The following is a 22,644-nucleotide window of genomic DNA, read 5'->3' as shown; positions in this document are numbered from 1 at the left end:
GGAGCTGTGAGCGCCATGCACACCACGGTCAGTACGAGGCATCACCCCCACGACGACGCCCCCGACACCGGCGAGGCCTTCGTGCGGTTCGCCGCACTTCCGGACGGGCCCGAGCGGGACGCACTGCGGGACGAGATCGTCCGCGCCTGGCTGCCCATGGCGCAGCGCGTCGCCGGCCGGTACCGCGGCAGGGGCGAGGCGGCCGAGGACCTCGTGCAGGTCGCGGCGCTGGGCCTGCTCAAGGCCGTGGACCGCTACGACCCCGCCCGGGGCAACGCCTTCGAGAGCTACGCCGTCCCGACCGTCACCGGCGAGATCAAGCGTCACTTCCGCGACCACATGTGGATGTTGCACGTGCCGCGCCGCGTCCAGGAAGTGCGCGCCAGGGTCCGTACGGCGCTCAAGGAGCTCTCGCAGACCACACCGGGCCGGCAGCCCACCGTCGCCGAGATCGCCGCGTGCGCGCACCTCGGCGAGGACGACGTACGCCTCGGGCTCGAAGCCCTGGACTGCTTCGCCACCCTGTCGCTGGACGCCGAACTGCCCGGCGAGGACGACGGATGCGCGCTGGCCGACACGCTGGGCGAGACCGACGCCGGATTCGACCTGGTCATCGACCGTGAGGCGGTCAAGCCCGCGCTGCGCGGCCTCCCGGAGCGCGAGCGCACCATCCTCTATCTGCGCTACTTCCGCGGAATGACGCAGCTCAGCATCGCGGAGCAGCTCGGGATCTCGCAGATGCACGTCTCGAGGCTGCTCAGTACGTGCTGCAGCACCCTGCGGGAGCAACTGCTCACCGAGGCGGCGTAGGGCACGGGAGGTGCGGGGCCGGGTGGTGCGCGGCCCAGGTGATCCCGATGACGGTGTACTGCCCGGCCGTCCGGCGGGTCGCCCCGTCCGGGCGGCCGGGGGGCGGGCTCACTGCCGAACCCTCCCGGGAATGGTTGGCCAGCGGGCCGCCTCTCTTCGAACTACCTGGGTGGACTCGATCCAAACAAATTCCGGGCGACGGGTTGAGCGCGCCGTCGCCCGATTTCCGCGTGGACCGCGACATTTCCGGGGATCCATTCCAGTGGCACGCGCATATCGACCGGAAGATCCGTCGCGCGGGCGGAAACATTTTCCCCGCACTCCGGCACCGCGGATTCCGCCCGACCCGCCCCGGGCGACCCGCCCCGGGCGACGCGGACCCATGACGACCCATGACACTCGTCCGCGCGCACGCAGTGACACCCCGTACGGGTCACCAGAACGCGCCGCCCCCCTGCGGGCCCGTTGCAATGGACAGATGACGGCGCCTCCGGACGACTGCCTCGCGCGCAACGAGTGGATCTGCGGCGCGTATCTGACCACCCGTCGCCAGATCCTGCTCGACGCCGTCGCCCAGCACCTCCAGCTCACCGTGATCGCCGTGCTCGTGGGACTCGCCGTCGCGGTGCCGCTGGCCGTCCTCGCCCGCCGCTGGGGCTGGGCCGCCGGCCCCGTCCTGGCGGTGACCACCATCCTCTACACCGTCCCGTCACTGGCGATGTTCTCGCTGCTCCTGCCCGTGTACGGACTGTCGGCCGCACTCGTCGTCGCGGGCCTCGTCCTCTATTCGCTGACCCTTCTCGTACGGAACATCCTCGCGGGCCTGCGCGCCGTCCCCGAGGAGACCCGGCAGGCCGCGCGCGGCCTCGGATACGGGCCCGTCCGGCTGCTGCTCACCGTGGAGCTGCCGCTCGCCGTGCCCGCCGCGATGGCCGGGCTGCGGATCGCCACCGTGTCCGCCGTCTCACTGGTCACGGTCGGCGCGATCGTCGGCTTCGGAGGCCTCGGCAACCTCATCTACGCGGGCATGAACACCTACTTCAAGGCGCAGGTCCTCACCGCGTCCGTGCTGTGCGTCGTCATCGCCGTCGCGGCGGATCTCCTGCTGCTCGGGGTGCAGTGGCTCATCACCCCCTGGACCCGCGGAGCCCGCGGATGAACACCCTGGCCGAGGCCTGGCACTGGCTCGGCGACCCCGCGCACTGGACGGGCGACGACGGTGTCTGGCACCGCCTCGCCCAGCACCTCGTCCTCACCGCCGTCTGTCTGGTCGTCAGCTGTCTGATCGCGCTGCCTGTGGCCCTCGTCCTCGGCCATCTCGGCAAGGGCGGCGCGCTCGCGGTCAACATCTCCAACGTCGGCCGGGCCGTCCCGACCTTCGCCGTCCTCGTCCTCCTGCTGCTCACCCCGCTCGGCAGGTACGGCGAGGGGCCCACGGTCGTCGCACTCGTGCTGTTCGCCGTCCCGCCGCTGCTCACCAACGCGTACGTCGGCATGCGCGAGGTCGACCGCGGCGTGGTGCGGGCGGCACGCGGCATGGGGATGACCGGGCGGCAGATGCTGTTCCAGGTCGAACTGCCCCTCGCGCTGCCGATGGTGATGAACGGCGTACGGATCGCCGCCGTCCAACTGGTCGCGACGGCCACCATCGCCGCGCTCGCGGGCGGCGGCGGGCTCGGCCGGATCATCACCGCGGGATTCAATCTGGCGAGCACCCCGCAGGTCGTCGCGGGTGCCGTTCTGGTCGCCGTGTTCGCGCTGATCGTCGAGGGGCTCTTCGAGACCGCCGAACGGCTCGCGCCCCGCTGGGTGAGAGGCGCGCGGTGAAGCGACGCGCCGTCCTCGCGGGTGTGCTCCTGCTGGCCGGCTGCGCCACCGGGCCGTCCCTGGAGAACCGCGGCGCCGTCACCGCGCCGCCCGGCGACAGCAGGCACCTGACCGTGGGCTCGGCCGGATTCACCGAGAGCGACCTGCTGGCCCAGATGTACGCCCTGCTGCTGAAGCAGGCCGGATACCGGACCTCCATGCTCACGGTCGCCAACCGCGAGCTCTACGAACCCGCCCTGGAGTCCGGCCAGATCGATGTCGTCCCGGAGTACGCGGCCACCTTCGCGGACTGGCTGAACGCCAAGACCCGGGGCCCCGACGCACCACCGGTCGGCTCGCCCGACCTGACCGCCACCATGAAGGCGCTGCGGTCGCTCGCCACACCGCGGGGGCTCACCGTCCTCGATCCAGGCAGGGCCGTCGACCAGAACGCCTTCGCCGTGACCGGCCGGTACGCGCGGCAGCACCGGCTGAAGAACCTCAGCGACCTCGGGGCGTCCGGTCTGAAGGTGCGGCTCGCGGCGGGCGACGAGTGCGTCAAGCGGCCCTACTGCGAACCGGGCCTGAGGAAGACGTACGGCATCGACATCACCGCGGTCGATCCGAAAGGCGTCGGCACCACCCAGGCGAAGCAGGCCGTGCAGAGCGGCCGGGACCAGATGGTGCTCACCACGACGACGGACGCGACCCTGGGCGAGTTCGGGCTCGTCCTGCTCGCCGACGACAAGCACCTGCAGAACGCCGACTACATCGTGCCCGTCGTCAACCGCTCGCGCGCGGGCAGCGCGAACGTCACCAAGGCACTCGGTGCGCTCAACGGGGTGCTCACCACCGCGGACCTGGCGTCCATGAACCGGCAGGTGGACAGCTGGCGACGGCTCCCGGAGGACGTGGCACGCGCGTATCTGAAGGAGAAGGGCCTACTGAAGTGACCGGCCGGACATGACGGGCCCGAGCGACTGTACGGGGCCGCTGGACCCGGCGGCCGGGCATGCCCGACGATCACCCTCATGACCTCGATCCCGTCCTCGTCCTCGGCCTCGCGCTCCTTCCTGATCCTGCACGGCTGGCAGAACCGTCGCCCCGAGGGCCACTGGCAGCACTGGCTGGCCGGCGAACTGGCGGCCCGGGGCCAGGGCGTGACATACCCGCAGCTCCCGGACCCCGACCACCCGTCGCTGACGTCCTGGCTCGACCGGCTGCACGCCCACCTCGACGCGCGGGAGCACGAGCGCGTGGTCGTCTGCCACAGCCTCGCCGTTCCGCTGTGGCTGCACGCGGTGGTCCGCGGCACGGTCCGCGCCGACCGGGTCCTGCTGGTCGCACCGCCGTCCGAGGCGGTCATCGCCGGCTACGAGGACATCGCCGGGTTCGGCCGCTCCGGCGCCACCGCCGCGCACCTGCGCGCCGCGGCGCCGGTGACCCGGCTCGTGGCCGCGGACAACGACCCGTACTGCCCGGGCGGTGCGGCCACGGAATACGGGGTGCCCCTCGGCCTCGACACCGACGTCGTCCCCGGCGGCGCCCACCTGGACCTCGAAGCGGGCTACGGCTCCTGGCCCTCGGCCTTGTCCTGGTGCCTCGACGAAACGACCCGCATCACCCCCCGCCCACCGAAGGCCCCATAGCCGGCGCGGAAACCGACACCCCACCCGGGTGCACGGGCAACAGCGCGCCCACACCCGAGTCCCGCTCGTACGGTTCCCCATGCCTCCCCGGCTCACGAACCGCCCCGGAAGGGGCGCGGGGAACGGCGCGCCCAGCCCCCACCCACCCGCACCCGAGTCCCGCACGTAGGGCGTCCCTTGCCCCCGGCTCACGAACCGCCCCGCAGGGGGCGCGGGGAACGGCGCGCCCAGCCCCCACCCACCCGCACCCGAGTCCCGCACGTAGGGCGTCCCCTGCCCCCCGGCTCACGGACCGCCCCGGAAGGGGCGCGGGGAACGGCGCGCCCGGCCCCCACTCACCCGCACCCGAGTCCCGCACGTAGGGCGTCCCCTGCCCCCCGACTCACAGACCGCCCCGCAGGGGGCGCGGGGAACGGCGCGCCCAGCCCCCACCCACCCGCAGCCAAACCCCACCACCCCACCCCCCCCCGCAAGCCCACCCCCCAACCCAGCGGAGCGCCTACGCCTTGGTCACCGAGTCGAACGCCACCTCCCCCCGAGCCACCCCCCGCGCATCCGCGTCCACCGAGCGCCGCAGCGCCTCGTGCAGCTTCGCCGGGGTCAGGACGCCGAGGAACCGCGCGCCTTCCAGTACCGCGACCCACCCCGCGTCGTGCTGGAGCATGACACCGAAGGCCTGTTTCAGCGGGGCACCCACGGGGACCCAGGAGTCCATCCGGTGGACGTGGTCCCCGACGGAGCCGCCCCCGGCCAGCTCGTCCACACCCACCCAGCCGTGCAGATCGCCCTCGGCGTCCAGCACCACCGCCCAGCGGGCGCTCCCGGAAAGCAACCGCTCGGCGGCCCGCCCGGCGGACTCGTCCATGCGGGCGACGGGCGGCTGTTCCAGGTCGTCGTGCTGGATCTCGGTGACCGACAGCCGCTTCAGCCCGCGGTCGGCCCCGACGAACTCGGCGACGTACTCCGTGGCCGGGGTACCCAGGACGGCCCCCGGCGTGTCGAACTGCTCGACGCGCCCCTGCCCGTACACCGCGATGCGGTCGCCGAGCCGGACCGCCTCCTCGATGTCGTGCGTGACGAACAGCACCGTCTTGCGCACCGACTCCTGCATCCGCAGGAACTCGTCCTGCAACTGCTCGCGGACCACCGGGTCGACGGCCCCGAAGGGCTCGTCCATCAGCAGTACGGGCGGGTCCGCCGCGAGCGCCCTTGCCACACCGACCCGCTGGCGCTGACCGCCCGACAGCTGGTCCGGATAGCGGGATCCGTACGTCTTCGGGTCCAGGCCCACCAGGTCGAGCAGCTCGGCGGCGCGGGCCCGGGCCTTCGCCCTCTTCCAGCCGACCAGCGTCGGAACCGTCGCCGTGTTGTCGAGGACGGTCCGGTGCGGGAACAGGCCCACCTGCTGGATGACATAGCCGATCCGCCGGCGCAGCTGGACCGGGTCGACCGTGGCGATGTCCTCGCCGTTCACGAGGATCCGGCCCGAGGTCGGTTCGATCAGGCGGTTCACCATCATCATGGTGGTCGTCTTGCCGCAGCCCGACGGGCCGACGAGCGTGACGAGTTCGCCCTCCGCGACCTCGAACGAGAGGCCGTCCACGGCCGTCGTGCCGTCCGGATAGCGCTTGGTGACCTGTTCGAACCGGATCATCCCCTCACGCTATCCGCGCACGTCACCCGCCGCTCACCAGCACCACCTCCAGGGTGCGGGGACCGTGCACCCCTTCGACCCGGTCGAGTTCGATGTCGCTGGTCGCCGACGGGCCGGAGATCCAGGTCAACGGGCGGGCCGGGTCGAGGCGCTCCAGGGCCTGGGGCACGGAGGAGACGACCTGGCCGGGGACACGGACGACACAGATGTGGTGATCGGGGACCAGCGTGATGCGGCGACGGCCCTGATCGGGGCCGCCGTCCAGTACCAGGGTGCCCGTCTCGGCGATCGCCAGCGCGCACCCGGTGACCACGCTGTCGACCCGGTCCAGGTCGGCCGCCGTGTCCTCGGCCCGGTCCGGTACACGCGTCACCTCGGTCGCGGCCAGCCATGTCTCGTCGAGACCCGCCGGTACGACCACCGAGGCCGAGCCGTGCGCGGCGAGCAGCCCGGCGACGGTCGCCGCCAGTTCGCCTGCCGCGCAGCGGTGCACGAGCGCCCGGTAGTCCGCCAGGTTCTCGGCCAGCAGATCCACCGTCTGCGCGACACCCCGGTCGCCGTGCGCGCGCAGATACCCGCGAGGTACGGCCTGCTCGTACGGCGTGTCGTCCCGCGGAACGTCGGCGAGCGCGCGCCGCACCCGCCCCAGGATCAGCTCCCTGCTGCTCACTTCGGCACGTCCTTTCCGTCTTGCGTCCGCTGCCACCAGTCGCGGAACGGCTCCGCGGGGAGCGTCGGCAGGTCCCGGGTGTCGCTCCACGCCCGGCCGGGTCCGGGCAGCGTCCGCGGATGGAAACGGCGCGTCCGGGACGCCAGCCGCTGGCCGGTGCGCAGCGCGCCGGGGTGGCCGAACGCCCAGCGCGCCGCCCGCATGGCGGCCCGCTCGGCGGCGTGCCCCTTCGCGGGCTTCAGGACGACCTTGTTGCCCTGCCGCGTCACCTGGCCACCCTCGGCGATCCGTTCCCGCAGATGGACGAGGACCTCCGGGATGTCGATGGCGACCGGGCAGACGTCGTAGCAGGCGCCGCACAGCGAGGAGGCGTACGGCAGGGAGGCGTCGATCTCGCTCTCGGTGCCCCGGAGCTGGGGGCTGAGGATCGCGCCGATCGGGCCGGGGTAGACCGAGCCGTAGGCGTGCCCGCCGGCCCGCTCGTACACCGGGCAGACGTTGAGACACGCCGAACAGCGGATGCAGCGCAGCGCCTGGCGGCCGACCTCGTCGGCGAGCGTGTCGGTGCGGCCGTTGTCGATCAGGACCAGGTGGAAGGTCCGCGGACCGTCCGCCGTGTCGGAGTCCGTGGTGCCCGTCCACATCGAGGTGTACGGGTTCATGCGCTCGGCGGTCGAGGAGCGGGGCAGGGTCTGCAGGAAGACCTCCAGGTCCTGCCAGGTCGGCACGGTCTTCTCGATCCCGACGACCGAGATCAGCGTCTCGGGCAGGGTCAGGCACATCCGGCCGTTGCCCTCGGACTCCACCACCATCATCGTGCCGGTCTCGGCGACCATGAAGTTGGCGCCGGAGACACCGACCTTGGCGCGCAGGAACTTCTCGCGCAGATGCAGCCGGGCGGCCTCGGCGAGTTCGGCGGGCGTGTCGGTGAGGCCCTCGGGCGCCGGGCGGCCCCACTCGCTCATCTCGCGGGCGAAGATGTCGCGGATCTCGCCGCGGTTGCGGTGGATCGCGGGGACCAGGATGTGCGAGGGCCGGTCCTTGCCCAACTGCACGATGAGTTCGGCGAGATCGGTCTCGTAGGCGTGGATGCCGGCCGCCTCCAGGGCTTCGTTGAGACCGATCTCCTGGGTGGCCATCGACTTGACCTTGACGACCTCGCTCTCACCGGTCGCGCGGACCAGCTCGACGACGATCCGGTTGGCCTCGTCGGCGTCGGCGGCCCAGTGCACGACGCCGCCGGCCGCGGTGACCGACTCCTCCAACTGGACCAGGTAGCGGTCGAGATGACGGAGCGTGTGGTCCTTGATCTGTTTGCCGGCCTCGCGCAGGGCCGCCCAGTCGTCGAGTTCGGACACGGCGACGGCGCGCTTGGCGCGGATCGTGTGGGTCGCGTGGCGCAGATTCGCGCGCAGGGTGGGGTTGTTGACCGCCTCGTGGGCGGCCTCGGGGAAGGCCGGCATGCCGACGAAGGTGCCACTCATGCGCTCGGCTCCCCTTCCGTGTTCGCCAGGATCTCCGCGATGTGGACCGGCCGCATGTCCGTGCTCAGCCGGGTCATCGTGCCGCCGATGTGCATCAGACAGGAGTTGTCGGCGGCGCACAGGACGTCCGCGCCCGTCGACTCGGCATTGCGTACCTTGTCGGCGCCCATCGCCGCGGAGACGTCGGGGTTCTTGACGGCGAAGGTGCCGCCGAAGCCGCAGCACTCGTCGGCGCCGGGCAGCTCGCGCAGTTCGAGTCCCCTGACGGCCTGGAGCAGCCGGCGCGGCCGGTCGCCGAGCCGCAGACTGCGCAGCCCGTGGCAGGTGGGGTGGTAGGTGACGGTGTGCGGGTAGTACGCGCCCACGTCCGTCACTCCGAGCACGTCCACCAGGAACTCGGTGAGCTCGTACGTCTTGGGAACGACCGGGGCGAGCGTGGCCGCGAGGGAGTCGCCGCGCCCCTCGGCCCGTGCCCGCTCGCCCATCCGCGGATAGAGCTCCCGCACCATCGCGCCGCACGACCCGGAAGGCGTCACGATCGCCTCGTACCCCCCGAAGACATCGGAGAAATGCCGGGCCAGTGGTTCGGCCTGATGCCGGTATCCGGTGTTGTAGTGCGCCTGTCCGCAACAGGTCTGGGCCATCGGGAAGTCGACCTCTACGCCCAGCCTGGTCAGCAGTTTCACCACGGCGCGGCCGGTGTCCGGATAGAGCGTGTCGTTGACACAGGTCAGGAACAGAGCGACACGCATCGCGGCTCCTAGGGATCGATCATCGGATGAGTGCAGAGTACGCGGCGGGCGGGCGCAAGGGGAGTCCCCGCTCGCGGCGCCGGGTCGGTCCCCCCTCACGGACGGACGAGCCGGTCCTGCGCGGCGCGCCAGACGGCGGCGTCGCCCCGGGGCTCGTACCGCCGCAACGGCTGCGTACGGGCGAGCAGTCGCCGCATCGACGTACGGTCGCCGACCAGGCCCTGGGCCCGGGCCTGGACGAGGACGTTGCCGAGTGCGGCCGCCTCCGCCGGACCCGCCACCACCGGCAGCCCGCAGGCGTCGGCGGTCAGTTGGCAGAGCAGTTCGTTGCGGGCGCCGCCGCCGACGATGTGCACGACGTCGACCGGGTGGTCGGCGAGCTCCTGCGCCTCGGCGACGGCCCGGTGGTGGGCGAGCGCGAGGGAGTCGAGGATGCAGCGGGTGGTCTCGGCACGGGACCCGGGCACCGGCTGCCCCGACGCCCGGCAGGCGTCGGCGATCCGGGCCGGCATCCGGCCGGGGGCGAGGAAGGCCGCGTCGCCCGCGTCCACGACCGATCGCAGCGCCGGGACCTCGGCGGCGGCCCGCAGCAGCTCGCCCAGGTCGGGGTGGTCCCACTCGCGCAGGCACTCCTGGAGCAGCCACAGCCCCATGATGTTGCGCAGATAGCGGACCGTGCCGTCCAGGCCCAGCTCGTTGGTGAAGTTGGCCGCCCGGCTCGCCTCCGTGAGGACCGGCGCGGCCAGCTCCAGGCCCGCCAGGGACCAGGTGCCGGTGCAGATGTAGGCGAAGCGTTCCCCGACGGCGGGGACGGCGGCCACCGCGGAGGCAGTGTCGTGCGAGCCGACGGTCGTCACCGGGACCGGGCCGGTCAGTCCCGTCTCCTCCAGCACCCGGGGCGTCAGGAGGCCCGCCGGGTCGCCCGGCCGGCGCAGCGGCGCGAACAGCTTCAGGTCGATGCCGAGCCGCCCCGCGAGGTCGTACGCCCACTCGCGCGTCCTCGGGTCGATCAGCTGGGTGGTGGAGGCGTTGGTCAACTCCGTGCCCGCCTCGCCCGTCAGCCAGTAGGCCAGCAGGTCGGGGATGAGCAGAAGCCGTTCGGCGTGGGCGAGTTGGGCCGTCGAGCGGGCCGCGGTGAGCTGGTAGAGCGTGTTGAACGGGGCGTACTGGAGCCCGGTCGCCGCGTACAGCTCGGCGGCGGGCACGGTGGCCCACACCTGCTCCGCGACGCCCTCGGTGCGGGTGTCGCGGTAGTGCACCGGGTTGCCGAGCAGCGCCCCGTCGGCGTCCAGCAGCCCGTAGTCGACGGCCCAGCTGTCGATGCCGACGGAGTCGACCTGACCGGCGGCGCGCAGTCCGTCGAGCACTCCCGCGTACAGCGCGAGAACGTCCCAGCGCAGCCCCTCGGGGACCCGCACCGGCCGGTTCGGGAAGCGGTGGGCCTCGGTGAGGTCCAGGGCTTCGGGGCCGACGCGGCCGACCATGACGCGCCCGCTGGACGCGCCGAGGTCGACCGCGGCGAAGGTCTTGTGGTGCCCGTTCATCGCAGGAATGCCGCCGCGACACCGGCGTCGACCGGGACGTGCAGACCGGTGGTGTGCGTGAGGTCCCCGCCGGTCAGCGCGAACACCGCGTTCGCGACGTGCTCGGGCAGCACCTCCCGCTTGAGGATGGTCCGCTGGGCGTAGAACTCGCCGAGCTTCTCCTCCTCGATCCCGTACGTGGCCGCGCGCTGGGCGCCCCAGCCGCCCGCGAAGATGCCCGACCCGCGCACCACCCCGTCCGGGTTGACGCCGTTGACACGGATGCCGTGCTCGCCCAGCTCGGCCGCCAGCAGCCGGACCTGGTGGGCCTGGTCGGCCTTGGTCGCGGAGTAGGCGATGTTGTTCGGGCCGGCGAAGACCGAGTTCTTGGACGCGATGTAGACGATGTCGCCACCCAGCTCCTGCTGGATCATCACCCGGGCGGCCTCCCGGGAGACCAGGAAGGAGCCGCGGGCCATGATGTCGTGCTGGAGGTCCCAGTCCTTCGCGGTGGTCTCCAGGAGCGGCTTGGAGATGGAGATGCCCGCGTTGTTGACCACCAGGTCGACGCCCCCGAAGGCGAGCACCGCCGCCCGGAAGGCCTCGGCGATCTGCTCCTCGGAGGTCACGTCGACGGTGACGGCGACGGCCCTGTCAGGACCGCCCAGCGACGTGGCGACCTCGGCGGCGTTCGCCGCGTTCAGGTCGGCGATGACCACGCAGGCACCCTCGGCCACCAGCCGCTCGGCGATCGCCTTGCCGATGCCGCTGCCCGCGCCGGTCACCAGCGCCACCCGGGTGGCGAGCGGCTTGGGCCTGGGCAGCCGCTGGAGCTTGGCCTCCTCCAGCGACCAGTACTCGATGCGGAACTTCTCCGACTCCTCGATCGGCGCGTACGTGGAGACGGCCTCGGCGCCCCGCATCACGTTGATCGCGTTGACGTAGAACTCTCCCGCGACGCGAGCGGTCTGCTTGTCCTTGCCGAAGGAGAACATGCCGACGCCGGGGATCAGCACGATCGCCGGGTCCGCGCCGCGCATCGCGGGGGAGTCGGCGTCGGCGTGCCGCGCGTAGTAGGCCGCGTACTCCTCGCGGTACTCGGCGTGCAGCTCCTTGAGACGGGCGATCGCCTCGGCCGGTTCGACGGTCGGCGGCAGGTCGAGGACGAGCGGCCTGACCTTGGTCCGCAGGAAGTGGTCGGGGCAGGAGGTGCCGAGCGCGGCGAGACGGGGGTGCTCGGCGCGCGCGAGGAAGTCGAGGACGACGTCGGAGTCGGCGAAGTGGCCGACCTGCGCACGGTCCTGGGAGGCCAGGGCCCGGACGTACGGCGCGAGGGCCGCCGCGCGCTCGCGGCGCTCGGGCGCGGGGAGGGCCGCGTAGCCCTCGACGGCCGGCCCGAAGGGCTCAGGCCTGCCGCGCTCGGCGAGGAACGCCTCGGCGGTCCTGATGATGTGCAGCGAGTTGCGCTCGCACTCCTCGGCCGTGTCGCCCCAGGCGGTGATGCCGTGGCCGCCCAGGACACAGCCGATCGCGCGCGGATTGGCCTCCTTGACGGCCGCGATGTCCAGGCCGAGCTGGAAACCCGGCCGGCGCCAGGGCACCCAGACCACGGTCTCCCCGAAACACTCGGCGGTCAGCTTCTCGCCGTCGGCCGCGCAGGCCAGCGCGATACCGGAGTCCGGGTGCAGGTGGTCGACGTGGGCGGCGTCCACCAGACCGTGCATCGCCGTGTCGATGGACGGGGCCGCGCCGCCCTTGCCGTGCAGGCAGTAGTCGAACGCGGCGACCATCTCGTCCTCGCGCTCCACACCGGGGTAGACCTCCGTCATCGCCCGCAGCCGGTCCAGCCGCAGTACGGCGAGCCCGGACTCGGTCAGCGTGCCGAGGTCACCGCCCGACCCCTTCACCCACATCAGTTCGACGTCGCCGCCGGTCACGGGGTCGGTGTCGGTGCCCTTCGCGGAGGTGTTGCCGCCCGCGTAGTTGGTGTTGCGGGGGTCGGCGCCGAGCCGGTGCGACCGGGCCAGCAGAGCGGCGGCTTCGGGATGGGGTGCCATGTTCCTGGTCCTTACAGAAAGAGGAGTGAAGAGAGAGGACGTACGGGTGCTGCGGCGCACCCGGCGGGGTCCGGGCGGCCGCACGGCCGGCGACCCGCGGGCCCCGGCCTGCCGCCGGGGTCACCCGGCGGACGCGACACGGTGGCTACGCCCCCCACCCGGCCTGCTGTCCGCCCACCCGCTCCGCGGCGATCTTCCCCGCCCACCCGGAACGGTGGTACGCGGCCACCGGGTCACCGTCCAGGCCGAGTTCCTCGCGGACCTCGCGCAGCAGCGGCCGTACGTCGGTGTTGTACGCGTCCATGATCACCGCGTTCGCGGCGAGCACGTCGCCCTCCCGCTGGGCGGCGGCCAGCGCGTCCCGGTCCACGAGCAGCGCCTTGGCGGTGGCCTCCTGCACGTTCATCACCGAACGGATGATCGCGGGGATCTTCGCCTCGATGTTGTGGCACTGGTCCAGCATGAACGCCACGTCGGGGGTGAAGCCGCCGCCGCGGATCACCTCGTACATGATCCGGAAGAGCTGGAAGGGGTCGGCGGCGCCCACCATCAGGTCGTCGTCCGCGTAGAAGCGCGAGTTGAAGTCGAAGCCGCCGAGCTTCTGTTCACGCAGCAGCGTGGCGACGATGAACTCGATGTTGGTGCCGGGCGCGTGGTGCCCGGTGTCGACGACGACCTGTGCCTTGGGGCCGAGCTTGAGGCAGTGCGCGTACGCGGTGCCCCAGTCCGGCACATCGGTCGCGTAGAAGGCGGGCTCGAAGAACTTGTACTCCAGGAGCATCCGCTGGTCGTCCCCGAGCCGCTCGTAGACCTGGGCGAGGCTCTCGGCCAGCCGGTCCTGGCGCTCGCGGATGTCGTCCTGGCCGGGATAGTTCGTGCCGTCGGCGAACCAGAGCTTCAGGTCCTTCGAGCCCGTCGCGTCCATGATGTCGACGCACTCGAGCAGATGGTCGAGAGCCTTGCGGCGCACCGTCGCGTCCGGGTGGCAGACGCTGCCCAGCTTGTAGTCGTCGTCCTGGAAGGTGTTGGAGTTGATCGTGCCCAGCCGCAGGCCGCGCTCCCCGGCGTACTCGGCCAGGGCCGCGTAGTCGTCGACCTTGTCCCAGGGGATGTGCAGCGCGACGGACGGCGCGGCACCGGTGTGGGCGTGCACCTGGGCGGCGTCGTCCAGTTTCTCCCGCGGACTGCGCGGCACGCCGGGCTGGGCGAACACCTTGAAGCGGGTTCCCGAGTTCCCGTACGCCCACGACGGCGTCTCTACTGCCTGGGTCTTGAGTGCGGCCTTCACCGCGGCGAGCTCGGTCACTTCGGGGCTCCTGTGACTTCGGGTGGGACGTCGGGTCTGAGCGACGGCGACTTCGGTCCGGACGGCTTCGATCTGAACAGGGGTGGTCTGAAACGATTCAGACCGCTGAAGCTATGAGCACCCCGAAACGCTGTCAACCCCCTCGGCAAAGACCGCTCTCCGTGACTCGGTTGTGACCTTTGGCTATCGAGAATTTCGACCCGAACCCATTGACGTGACCTGGGCTACATGCCTAACGTCCCGGCAACCTAGTTGAAACCTTTCACGACGTCGTGAGGCCTCTCCGCCCGCGTCGTTGAGGAGCTCCCATGACCCACCGGTCCGACGCGGGTCCGGCCCCCGTACTGGCGCTGGAGGACATCTCCAAGTCCTTCGGCGCGGTGCGCGCCCTGCGGGACGTGTCCCTGGAACTGTTCCCCGGCGAAGTGCACGCACTCGCCGGTGAGAACGGCGCGGGCAAGTCGACCCTCATCAAGACGCTCGCCGGCGTGCACCGACCGGACGCCGGCCGGGTGCTGCTGGACGGCGAGCCCACCGTCTTCCACGGTCCCGCCGACGCCCGCGACGCGGGTATCGCGGTGATCTACCAGGAGCCCACGCTCTTCCCCGACCTGTCGATAGCCGAGAACATCTTCATGGGCCGCCAGCCCCGGCGCGCGCTCGGCCGCATCGATCACAAGGCCACCCACGCGGCGACCGCCGGCCTGATGAAGCGCCTCGGCGTCGAGCTCGACCCCGAGCGCCCGGCACGCGGACTGTCCATCGCCGACCAGCAGATCGTCGAGATCGCCAAGGCGCTCTCCTTCGACGCCCGGGTCCTGATCATGGACGAGCCGACCGCCGCCCTGACCGGCAGCGAGGTCGCCCGCCTCTTCGGGGTCGTGCGCACCCTGCGCGAGCAGGGCTCGGCGGTGCTGTTCATCTCGCACCGGCTCGAGGAGATCTTCCAGATCTGCCAAAGGGTCACCACCCTGCGCGACGGCGCCCTGATATCCAGCGAGCCGCTGGAGGGCATGACGGAGGACGACCTCGTACGCCGGATGGTCGGCCGCGACCTCGACGAGCTCTACCCCAAGCAGGACGTCGAGGCGGGCGAGATCGCCCTCAGCGTGCGCCGCCTGACCCGCGAGGGAGTCTTCACCGACGTCTCCTTCGACGTCCGGCGCGGTGAGATCGTCGGTCTCGCCGGGCTCGTCGGCGCGGGCCGTACGGAGGTGGCGCGGGCCGTCTTCGGCGTCGACCGCTGGGACGCCGGGGAGGTGGAGGTCGACGGCAGGGCGCTCACCAACGGCGCGCCCTCGACGGCCATGTCCGCGGGCCTCGCCCTCGTCCCCGAGGACCGCCGCGCCCAGGGCCTGGTGATGGACATGTCCATCGAGCGCAACATCGGTCTCACCGGGCTGCGTACGACCGTCAGGGCGGGCCTGATGGACCGGGGTGCCGAGCGCAGCCGGTCCCTCGACTGGGCGGTCAAGCTCCAGGTGAAGTACGCCCGGCTCGCCGACACCGTGGCCACGCTCTCCGGCGGCAACCAGCAGAAGGTCGTCCTGGCCAAGTGGCTCGCCACCGGCCCCAAGGTGCTGATCGTGGACGAGCCGACGCGCGGAATCGACGTGGGTACGAAGGCCGAAGTGCACCGGCTGCTCAGCGAGTTGGCCGCGGACGGCGTCGCCGTCCTGATGATCTCCTCCGACCTGCCCGAGATCCTCGGCATGGCCGACCGGGTCCTCGTGATGCACGAGGGCCGGCTCACCGCCGAGATCCCGCGCTCCGAAGCCACCGAGGAATCCGTGATGGCCGCAGCGACCGGGAGGGCCGCCGCATGACGACGACCGACACTGAGAGGGCCGCCGCATGACGGTGACCGCACCCAACCCCGCCCCCGCCGCCGAGGTCCCCCGGTCGAGCGGTACCCGGCTGGTGGACCGCGTCTTCAAGATGCGCGAACTCGCCATCCTGGTCGTCTTCCTGGTGATGATCGCCATCACCCAGATGGGCAACAGCCAGTTCCTGTCCGAACAGGGCATCAAGGACCTGCTGTTGAACGCGACCATCCTGGTGCTGGTCGCCACCGGCCAGTCGCTGGTGGTGATCACCCGGAACGTCGACCTGTCGGTCGGCTCCACGCTCGGCATCAGCGCCTTCGCGGCCGGCACCTATCTGCAGGGCGGCGGAAACCCCGTCGTCGCCGTGGTCCTCGCGGTGCTGCTCGGCATCGGCTGGGGACTCGTCAACGGGCTGCTGGTCAGCCTCGGCCAGGTGCCCGCGCTCGTCGTCACCCTCGGCACGCTCTACATCATCCGCGGCATCGACTCCATCTGGGTCGGCTCCCGGCAGATCACCGCGGCCGACCTCCCGGGCAGCTTCGTCGACTTCGGTTCCGGCGGCATCTCGGCGGTGCCGTACCTCGCGCTGATCGCCCTCGCCGTGCTGCTGGTCACCGCCTACTACCTCAAGCACTTCGGCAGCGGACGGGAGTTGTACGCGCTCGGCTCCAACCCCGAGGCCGCGCGGCTGGCCGGCATCCCGGTCCGCAAGCGCATCCTGACCGCGTACGTCGTCTGCGGCGGTCTCGCCGGTCTCGCCGGCGCCCTGTACCTCGCCCGGTTCGGCAACGTCGACTCCGGCACCAGCACCGGCTACGAACTCACCGTGGTCAGCGCGGTGGTGGTCGGCGGCGTCGTCTTCACCGGCGGTTCCGGCAGCGTCTACGGCGCCGCGCTCGGTGCGCTGCTGCTCACCTCCATCAACAGCGTGCTGCCCGCGCTCGGCGTCAGCTCCGTCTGGGTGCTCGCCATCAACGGCGTCCTGCTCATCCTCGCCATCGCGGTCGACCGGGTCGTCGCGCTGCGCGTGGCCTCCGCACTGAAGAAGAGGAACGCCCGCCATGGCTGACTCGCCCCTCGCGCGCGCCGTCCGCTGGGACACGGTCGTCGGCGCCCTCCTCATCGTCCTGCTGCTGTTCTCCTTCGGCTTCGTCGACGGCTTCGGCAACGCCCTCAACCTGTCGTTCCTGATCGGCAACACCCTGCCCATCGCGCTGATCGCGCTGCCGATGACCCTGCTCGTGGTGGCCGGGGAGATCGACCTCTCGGTCGCCTCCACGGCCGGTCTGTCCGGCTCGGTGATGGGCGCCCTGTGGAACCAGGGCATGACGATCGAGACGATCATCCCGCTGTGCCTGCTGCTCGGCGTGGTGTGCGGACTGGTCAACGGCCTGCTGGTGACCCGGCTCGGGCTGCCCTCCCTCGCCGTCACCATCGGCACGCTCGCCGCCTACCGGGGCATCGCGCAGATCGTGCTCGGCTCGGACGCGGTGACCGACTTCCCCACCCAGTACCAGGACTTCGCGGCCGGGCGCATCGGTGACACCTTCGTCCCGCAGGCCTTCCTGCCCTTCCTGGTGCTCCTCGCGATCGCCGTGGTCGTCCTGCACGCCACCCCGTTCGGACGCTCGGCCTTCGCGGTCGGCGCCAACGAGGAGGCCGCGCGGTTCGCCGGTATCCGGGTCAAGCGGCAGAAGCTGATCCTGTTCGTCGCCACCGGCTTCATGGCCTCGCTGACCGGCATCTTCTGGGCGCTGCACTACGCCAGCGCCCGCTACGACAACGCCACCGGCCTCGAACTCTCCGTCGTCGCCGCCGTCCTGCTGGGCGGCATCGACTTCGACGGCGGCAAGGGCACGCTCGGCGGCGCGATCGCGGGAGTCTTCCTGCTCGGCGCGCTGCAGAACGTGATGAGCCTCTCCAATGTCTCCGCGCAGTCGCAGATCGTCGTCACCGGCGTTCTGCTCGTCGTCTCCGTGCTCGGCCCCCGGGTCGCGCGGCAGATCTCCGTAGCGAGGGCGGGCCGCAGAGCCGCCTCGACTCCGACCTCGTAACCGCCCACCCTCGTAAAGGAACTTCCGCCATGCGCAAGTCAACGATCCGCCGCACCTGCGTGGCGCTCGCCGCCGTCACCTCGCTCGCCCTGGCCGCCACCGCCTGCGGTGGCACCACCAAGAAGGACGTCAAGAGCGACAGCGGTTCGAACGCCACGGCCGGCAAGGCCGACCCGAACGCGGCGACCAAGAAGGGCCTGACGGTCGGGTTCCTGCCCAAGCAGGTCAACAACCCGTACTTCACCTCCTCCGACAAGGGCGGCGAGAAGGCGCTGACGGAGCTGGGCTCCAAGTACAAGGAGGTCGGCCCCAGCAGCGCCACCGACACCTCGGGCCAGGTGAGCTACGTCAACACCCTCACCCAGCAGCAGGTCGACGCGATGGCCGTGTCCGCACAGGACCCGGGCGCGCTGTGCACCGCGCTCAAGCAGGCCATGAGCAACAAGATCAAGGTCGTCACCTACGACTCGGACACCAAGCCCGAGTGCCGCAACGCCTTCGTCTCGCAGGCCAGCGCCGAGGACCTGGGTCGCACCGAGGTCCAGCTGCTCGCCGAGCAGATCGGCTACAAGGGCGAGATCGCGATCCTGTCCGCCGCGCAGACCGCGACGAACCAGAACACCTGGATCGACTTCATGAAGGACGAGCTGAAGGACCCCAAGTACAAGGACGTCAAGCTGGTCAAGGTCGCCTACGGCAACGACGACGCCCAGCAGTCCTTCCAGCAGACCCAGGGCCTTCTCCAGGAGCACCCGAACCTCAAGGGGATCATCTCCCCGACCACGGTCGGCATCAAGGCCGCCGCCCAGTACCTGTCCGGCTCCAAGTACAAGGGCAAGGTCAAGCTGACCGGCCTCGGCACCCCCAACGACATGCGCAAGTACGTCAAGAACGGCACCGTCGACGGCTTCGAGCTGTGGGACCCGGCGAAGCTCGGCGAGCTCGCCGCCCGTACCGCCGTCGCGCTGGTGTCGGGACAGATCAGCGGCAAGGAGGGCGAGACCTTCAAGGCCGGCGACATGGGGTCCTTCACCATCGGCAAGGACGGCGTGATCAACCTGGGCAAGCCGACCGTCTTCGACGCGAAGAACATCGACCAGTTCAACTTCTAGGTCCCGGAGGGTCCTTGATGCAGCGTGTGTGCTTTCTGCTGAAGGTCCGGGCGGACCGCCTCGACGAGTACCGCGAGCGGCATGCCGCCGTGTGGCCCGAGATGCTTCAGGCGCTCTCGGCCACCGGCTGGCACAACTACTCGCTGTTCCTGCGCGAGGACGGGCTGCTGGTCGGCTACGTGGAGACCGAGGACTTCGCGGCCGCCCGGGCCGGCATGGAGGCCACCGGCATCAACGCCCGCTGGCAGGCGGAGATGGCGCCGTTCTTCGAATCGCTGGACGGCGCCGGACCCGACGAGGCGATGACCCCCCTCACCGAAGTCTTCCATCTCGCCTGACCAGGAGCCCCCACATGAGACGACGCACGCTCCTGACGACGGCGCCCGCGGGCACCGTCCCGGGTCGCGGTCACGCCGGTAGGGCACGGGCCGCCGGCCCGGGCCCCGTCACCGCCGCCACGCACCGGGAGAAGGCCGGCGGCACGACGCTCCGGGCACTCCACGTCGGCGTGTCCCGGTTGCCCGCATGAGCGCCGGTCCCGGGGGACACGCGGGTAATGTGAAGGCCCGCCCGCCGCTTCTCGTTTACCTGGAGGTTCCTGCCTGATGGCTCAGTCGGTGGGTATCAAGGACGTCGCCCGCGCCGCTGGAGTCTCCGTGGGCACGGTCTCGAACGTGATCAACCGCCCGGACACCGTGGCCTCCGAGACCCGGGCGCGCGTCCAGTCGGCCATAGACCGGCTCGGCTACGTCCGCAGCGAGTCGGCGCGCCAGCTGCGGGCCGGACGCAGCCGGATCATGGGCCTGCTCGTCCTCGACATGGGCAACCCCTTCTTCGTGGACGTGGCGCGCGGCGCCGAGCGGGCGGCGCGGGACGCCGGGCTCGGTGTGATGGTCTGCAACAGCGCGCAGAGCGCGAGCGAGGAGGCCGACTACCTGTCGCTCTTCGCCGAGCAGCGGGTCCGCGGGGTGCTGCTCACCCCCGCCGACGCGACGGGGCGCAACATCGGGACCTTCCGCCGCAACGGCATCCCCTTCGTGCTGGTCGACCGGGTCGCCGAGGGCACCACCGAGTGCTCGGTCTCGGTCGACGACGTGGCGGGCGGCGCGCTGGCCGTACGCCATCTCGTCGACGCCGGCCACCGCTCGATCGCGTACGTCAGCGGTCCGCCCGGACTGAACCAGGTCACCGACCGGCGCACCGGCGCGCTGAACGCGCTGGCCGAGGCCGGACTGCCGCCCACCGCGCTCAGGGAGCTGCCGACCGAGCGCCTGGACGTGGCCGCGGGGCGTGACGCCGGAGCCCGGCTGCTCGGCCTGGCCGTGCGCCCGACCGCCGTCTTCTGCGCCAACGACCTGCTCGCCCTCGGTGTCCTGCAGGCCATGTACGCGGCGGGCGTCGGCGTCCCCGACGACCTCGCGATCGTCGGCTACGACGACATCGAGTTCGCCGCCGCGGCGGCCGTCCCGCTCACCTCGGTACGCCAGCCCGCCATGACGATGGGCGCCCTCGCCGCCGAGCTGCTGCTGGAGGAGACGGAGGCCGAGACGGCTCCGGTGCCGCACGAGCACCGCCGGGTAGTGCTCCAGCCCGAGCTGGTGGTACGCCGTTCCAGCCTGTCGGCGCGCTGAATTCTCCCCGCCCGGTGCTGAGCCGCTGTTCAGTACGGTTTCTTGATCCCCGGGCTCGGCCGGCCCGGGAGCATGTGTTCAACTGGGACGCAGCCTGGAATCCGTACGTCTGGGGAGTCCCGTTGACCGTCAGCTACCGCCAGCCCGGTGTCGTCCTCACCGACCACCGCTTCACCGTGCCCCTCGACCACGACGACCCGGCGGGGGAGAGCATCCAGCTGTTCGCCCGCGCGGTCGTCGCGAGCGAGAAGGCGCACCAGGACCTCCCCTGGCTGGTCTACCTCCAAGGCGGCCCCGGCTTCGGCGCCAACCGCTTCGTCGGCAAGCAGGCCTGGCTCGGCCGCGCACTCAAGGAGTTCCGGGTCCTGCTGCTCGACCAGCGCGGCACCGGCCACTCCACGCCCGCCAACCGCCAGACGCTCCCGCTGCGCGGCGGTCCACGAGCCCAGGCGGACTACCTCACGCACTTCCGCGGCGACTCCATCGTCCGTGACTGCGAGGTCATCCGCCCCCGGCTCACCGGCGGCGCGCCCTGGACCGTACTGGGCCAGAGCTTCGGCGGCTTCTGCGCGGTGAACTACCTCTCGACGGCCCCCGAGGGGCTGCGCGCGGTCCTGGTCACCGGCGGGCTGCCCGCGCTGGACGCGCACGCGGACGACGTCTACCGGGCCGCGTATCCCCGTATCGAGCGCAAAGTGGCGGCACACTACGCGCGTTACCCCCAGGACGTGGAGCGGGCCCGGCAGATCGCCGAGTACCTCGTGCGGCACGAACCGGTCCTGAACGGCGGCTACCGCCTCACCGTCGAGGCCTTCCAGTCGCTCGGCATCCTCCTCGGCGGCAGCGAGGGCAGCCACCGGCTGCACTACCTCCTGGAGGAGGCCTTCGTCCGCACCCCGCAGGGGCCGGCCCTCTCCGACGCCTTCCAGGAGGAGGTCCAGGGGCTGCTGTCGTACGCGGGCCACCCGCTGTACGCGCTGATCCACGAGGCGATCTACGGGCAGGACGACCGGCCCACCGCCTGGTCGGCCGAGCGGGTGCGCGCCGAGTTCCCGCAGTTCGACGCGGCCAAGACACTCGCGGACGACGGGCCGCTGCTGTTCACCGGCGAGTCCGTGCACCCCTGGATGTTCGACACCGACCCCGCGCTGCGGCCACTGCGCGAGACCGCCGAGGAACTGGCCGCCCGCACCGACTGGCGGCCGCTGTACGACCCCGCCCGCCTCGCCGCCAACGAGGTCCCGGTGGCCGCGGCGGTCTACCACGACGACATGTACGTCGACACCGGGCACGCGTTGCGCACCGCCCGTGCCATCGGCGGTCTGCGCACCTGGGTGACCGACGAGTTCGAGCACGACGGCGTACGGGCCGGCGGCCCTCGTGTCCTGGACCGTCTGCTGGCGTTGACGCGCGACGAGGTCTGAGGTCCCCTACGGTTCTGACGGTTTGTCAGAATCGAGAGGGGACCTGGTGATCGACACCTTGCGTACCGACGTCCCGGAGGGTGAGGAGCGCTTCCGCCTCGACATCGAGGACGGGATCGGCGTCCTCACCCTCTGCCGTCCGGGCAGGCTCAACGCGTGGAGCTGGGAGTCGACACGCCAACTCGGGCTGCTGGCCGACCGGATCCGCTTCGACGAGTCGGTCCGGGTGGTCCTGGTGCGGGCGCAGGGGCGGGCCTTCTGCGCCGGCATCGACGTGACGGCACCGGGCGGCGCGATCGAGGGGCGCTCGGACGCGGAGCGGGCCCGCAACTACTACGAGGGGATCCGCTGGGCGCACGAGCGGTTCGCGGTCTTCGCGGGGCTGCCGCAACCGGTGGTCGCGGCCGTCCAGGGACACTGCCTGGGCTTCGGCTTCGAACTCGCGTTGATGGCGGACCTCAGGATCGCCGCCGACGACGCGGTGTTCGCTCTGCCGGAGGCGCGGCTCGGGGTCGCCGTCGACGCGGGCGGGGATCTGCGCATCGCCCGGGAGGCGGGGGCCGGTTGGGCGAAGTTCCTGGCCCTGACGGGGCGTTCACTGGACGCCGCGACCGCCGAGCGGCTCCATCTGGTCCAACTCGTCGTCGCCCGCGACGAACTGGACGCGGCCGCCCGTGCCGTCGCCGCCGAGATCGCGGCGAACGCACCGCTCGCCGTGCGGGGCATCAAGCGCGACATCGACGGGTACGCCGACGCGGGGCTCGCGGCGGCCCTCGACCGGACCGCCGGATCGGCGGCACTCACCCTGGCCTCCGAGGACTCCCGCGAGGGATACGCGGCGAAGGGTGCGCGCCGCGTGCCGCGGTTCGAGGGGAAGTGACCGGCG

At 71.6% G+C, this 22,644-nt stretch carries 21 protein-coding genes; 14 read left to right on the top strand and 7 right to left on the bottom strand.

Annotated elements, in window-relative coordinates:
- Positions 1–15: 15 nt before the first annotated feature.
- The 5 genes from OG199_RS06680 to OG199_RS06660 all read left to right on the top strand — a co-directional run bounded on the left by OG199_RS06680 (position 16) and on the right by OG199_RS06660 (position 4,265).
- The gene (locus tag OG199_RS06680; RefSeq protein ID WP_356802275.1) at positions 16–810 is read left to right on the top strand and encodes a SigB/SigF/SigG family RNA polymerase sigma factor; all 795 of its coding nucleotides are present in this window, start codon (positions 16–18) and stop codon (positions 808–810) included.
- A gap of 478 nt (positions 811–1,288) precedes the next feature.
- Positions 1,289–1,969, top strand: a complete 681-nt coding sequence (locus tag OG199_RS06675; RefSeq protein WP_356802273.1) for an ABC transporter permease — start codon at positions 1,289–1,291, stop codon at positions 1,967–1,969.
- Positions 1,966–2,637: an ABC transporter permease gene (locus tag OG199_RS06670; protein WP_356802271.1), complete on the top strand. Its 672-nt coding sequence runs from the start codon at positions 1,966–1,968 to the stop codon at positions 2,635–2,637. The genes OG199_RS06675 and OG199_RS06670 overlap by 4 nt, the downstream gene beginning before the upstream one ends.
- Positions 2,634–3,569, top strand: a complete 936-nt coding sequence (locus OG199_RS06665; protein WP_405828537.1) for an ABC transporter substrate-binding protein — start codon at positions 2,634–2,636, stop codon at positions 3,567–3,569. Before OG199_RS06670 ends, OG199_RS06665 begins: the two co-directional genes overlap by 4 nt.
- 78 nt (positions 3,570–3,647) lie before the next feature.
- Entirely contained in the window at positions 3,648–4,265 is a 618-nt protein-coding gene (locus tag OG199_RS06660) for an RBBP9/YdeN family alpha/beta hydrolase (RefSeq protein ID WP_405828535.1), read from the top strand.
- 499 nt (positions 4,266–4,764) lie between these two features.
- On the opposite strand, the gene OG199_RS06655 is transcribed toward OG199_RS06660, so the two are convergent.
- The 7 genes from OG199_RS06655 to rhaI form a co-directional block, all read right to left on the bottom strand.
- Positions 4,765–5,919: an ABC transporter ATP-binding protein gene (locus tag OG199_RS06655; protein ID WP_405828533.1), complete on the bottom strand. Its 1,155-nt coding sequence runs from the start codon at positions 5,917–5,919 to the stop codon at positions 4,765–4,767.
- A 22-nt stretch (positions 5,920–5,941) separates the two neighbouring features.
- Positions 5,942–6,589 carry a lactate utilization protein C gene (locus OG199_RS06650; protein WP_405828531.1) on the bottom strand — a complete coding sequence of 216 codons (648 nt, stop codon included), beginning with the start codon at positions 6,587–6,589 and terminating at the stop codon, positions 5,942–5,944.
- Positions 6,586–8,073: a LutB/LldF family L-lactate oxidation iron-sulfur protein gene (locus tag OG199_RS06645; RefSeq protein ID WP_356808518.1), complete on the bottom strand. Its 1,488-nt coding sequence runs from the start codon at positions 8,071–8,073 to the stop codon at positions 6,586–6,588. Before OG199_RS06645 ends, OG199_RS06650 begins: the two co-directional genes overlap by 4 nt.
- Positions 8,070–8,825, bottom strand: coding sequence for a (Fe-S)-binding protein (locus OG199_RS06640; RefSeq protein WP_405828529.1), 756 nt, complete (start codon positions 8,823–8,825; stop codon positions 8,070–8,072). The genes OG199_RS06645 and OG199_RS06640 overlap by 4 nt, the downstream gene beginning before the upstream one ends.
- 95 nt (positions 8,826–8,920) lie before the next feature.
- A complete protein-coding gene (locus OG199_RS06635) occupies positions 8,921–10,369 on the bottom strand; it encodes a rhamnulokinase family protein (RefSeq protein WP_405828527.1) in 1,449 nt (482 codons plus the stop codon).
- Entirely contained in the window at positions 10,366–12,405 is a 2,040-nt protein-coding gene (locus tag OG199_RS06630; RefSeq protein WP_405828525.1) for a bifunctional aldolase/short-chain dehydrogenase, read from the bottom strand. Before OG199_RS06630 ends, OG199_RS06635 begins: the two co-directional genes overlap by 4 nt.
- Before the next feature lie 145 nt (positions 12,406–12,550).
- Positions 12,551–13,711: an L-rhamnose isomerase gene (rhaI, locus tag OG199_RS06625; RefSeq protein ID WP_401807829.1), complete on the bottom strand. Its 1,161-nt coding sequence runs from the start codon at positions 13,709–13,711 to the stop codon at positions 12,551–12,553.
- A gap of 308 nt (positions 13,712–14,019) precedes the next feature.
- Here rhaI and OG199_RS06620 point away from each other — a divergent pair, with 308 nt between their 5' ends.
- The 9 genes from OG199_RS06620 to OG199_RS06580 all read left to right on the top strand — a co-directional run bounded on the left by OG199_RS06620 (position 14,020) and on the right by OG199_RS06580 (position 22,638).
- Complete coding sequence (locus OG199_RS06620; protein WP_401807826.1) at positions 14,020–15,537, top strand: sugar ABC transporter ATP-binding protein; 1,518 nt, start codon at positions 14,020–14,022, stop codon at positions 15,535–15,537.
- A gap of 28 nt (positions 15,538–15,565) precedes the next feature.
- Complete coding sequence (locus tag OG199_RS06615; RefSeq protein ID WP_356808783.1) at positions 15,566–16,606, top strand: ABC transporter permease; 1,041 nt, start codon at positions 15,566–15,568, stop codon at positions 16,604–16,606.
- On the top strand, positions 16,599–17,591 hold the full coding sequence (locus tag OG199_RS06610) for an ABC transporter permease (RefSeq protein ID WP_266705051.1): 993 nt from the start codon (positions 16,599–16,601) through the stop codon (positions 17,589–17,591). The genes OG199_RS06615 and OG199_RS06610 overlap by 8 nt, the downstream gene beginning before the upstream one ends.
- 29 nt (positions 17,592–17,620) lie before the next feature.
- Positions 17,621–18,703 (top strand): rhamnose ABC transporter substrate-binding protein, encoded by a 1,083-nt coding sequence (gene rhaS, locus OG199_RS06605; protein ID WP_356808785.1) that lies wholly within the window; start codon positions 17,621–17,623, stop codon positions 18,701–18,703.
- Positions 18,704–18,720: 17 nt separating this feature from the next.
- Positions 18,721–19,041 (top strand): L-rhamnose mutarotase, encoded by a 321-nt coding sequence (locus tag OG199_RS06600; protein WP_356808790.1) that lies wholly within the window; start codon positions 18,721–18,723, stop codon positions 19,039–19,041.
- 14 nt (positions 19,042–19,055) lie between these two features.
- Positions 19,056–19,232, top strand: coding sequence for a hypothetical protein (locus tag OG199_RS06595; RefSeq protein ID WP_356808786.1), 177 nt, complete (start codon positions 19,056–19,058; stop codon positions 19,230–19,232).
- A 76-nt stretch (positions 19,233–19,308) separates the two neighbouring features.
- Entirely contained in the window at positions 19,309–20,334 is a 1,026-nt protein-coding gene (locus OG199_RS06590; protein ID WP_356808787.1) for a LacI family DNA-binding transcriptional regulator, read from the top strand.
- Between the two features lie 122 nt (positions 20,335–20,456).
- On the top strand, positions 20,457–21,758 hold the full coding sequence (locus OG199_RS06585; protein WP_356808788.1) for an alpha/beta fold hydrolase: 1,302 nt from the start codon (positions 20,457–20,459) through the stop codon (positions 21,756–21,758).
- A gap of 46 nt (positions 21,759–21,804) precedes the next feature.
- Entirely contained in the window at positions 21,805–22,638 is an 834-nt protein-coding gene (locus tag OG199_RS06580) for an enoyl-CoA hydratase/isomerase family protein (protein ID WP_405828521.1), read from the top strand.
- Positions 22,639–22,644 lie beyond the last annotated feature (6 nt).

The sequence above is a fragment of the Streptomyces sp. NBC_01176 genome, assembly GCF_045039825.1.
GTDB lineage: Bacteria > Actinomycetota > Actinomycetes > Streptomycetales > Streptomycetaceae > Streptomyces.
This window is presented reverse-complemented; position numbering and strand designations above follow the sequence as displayed.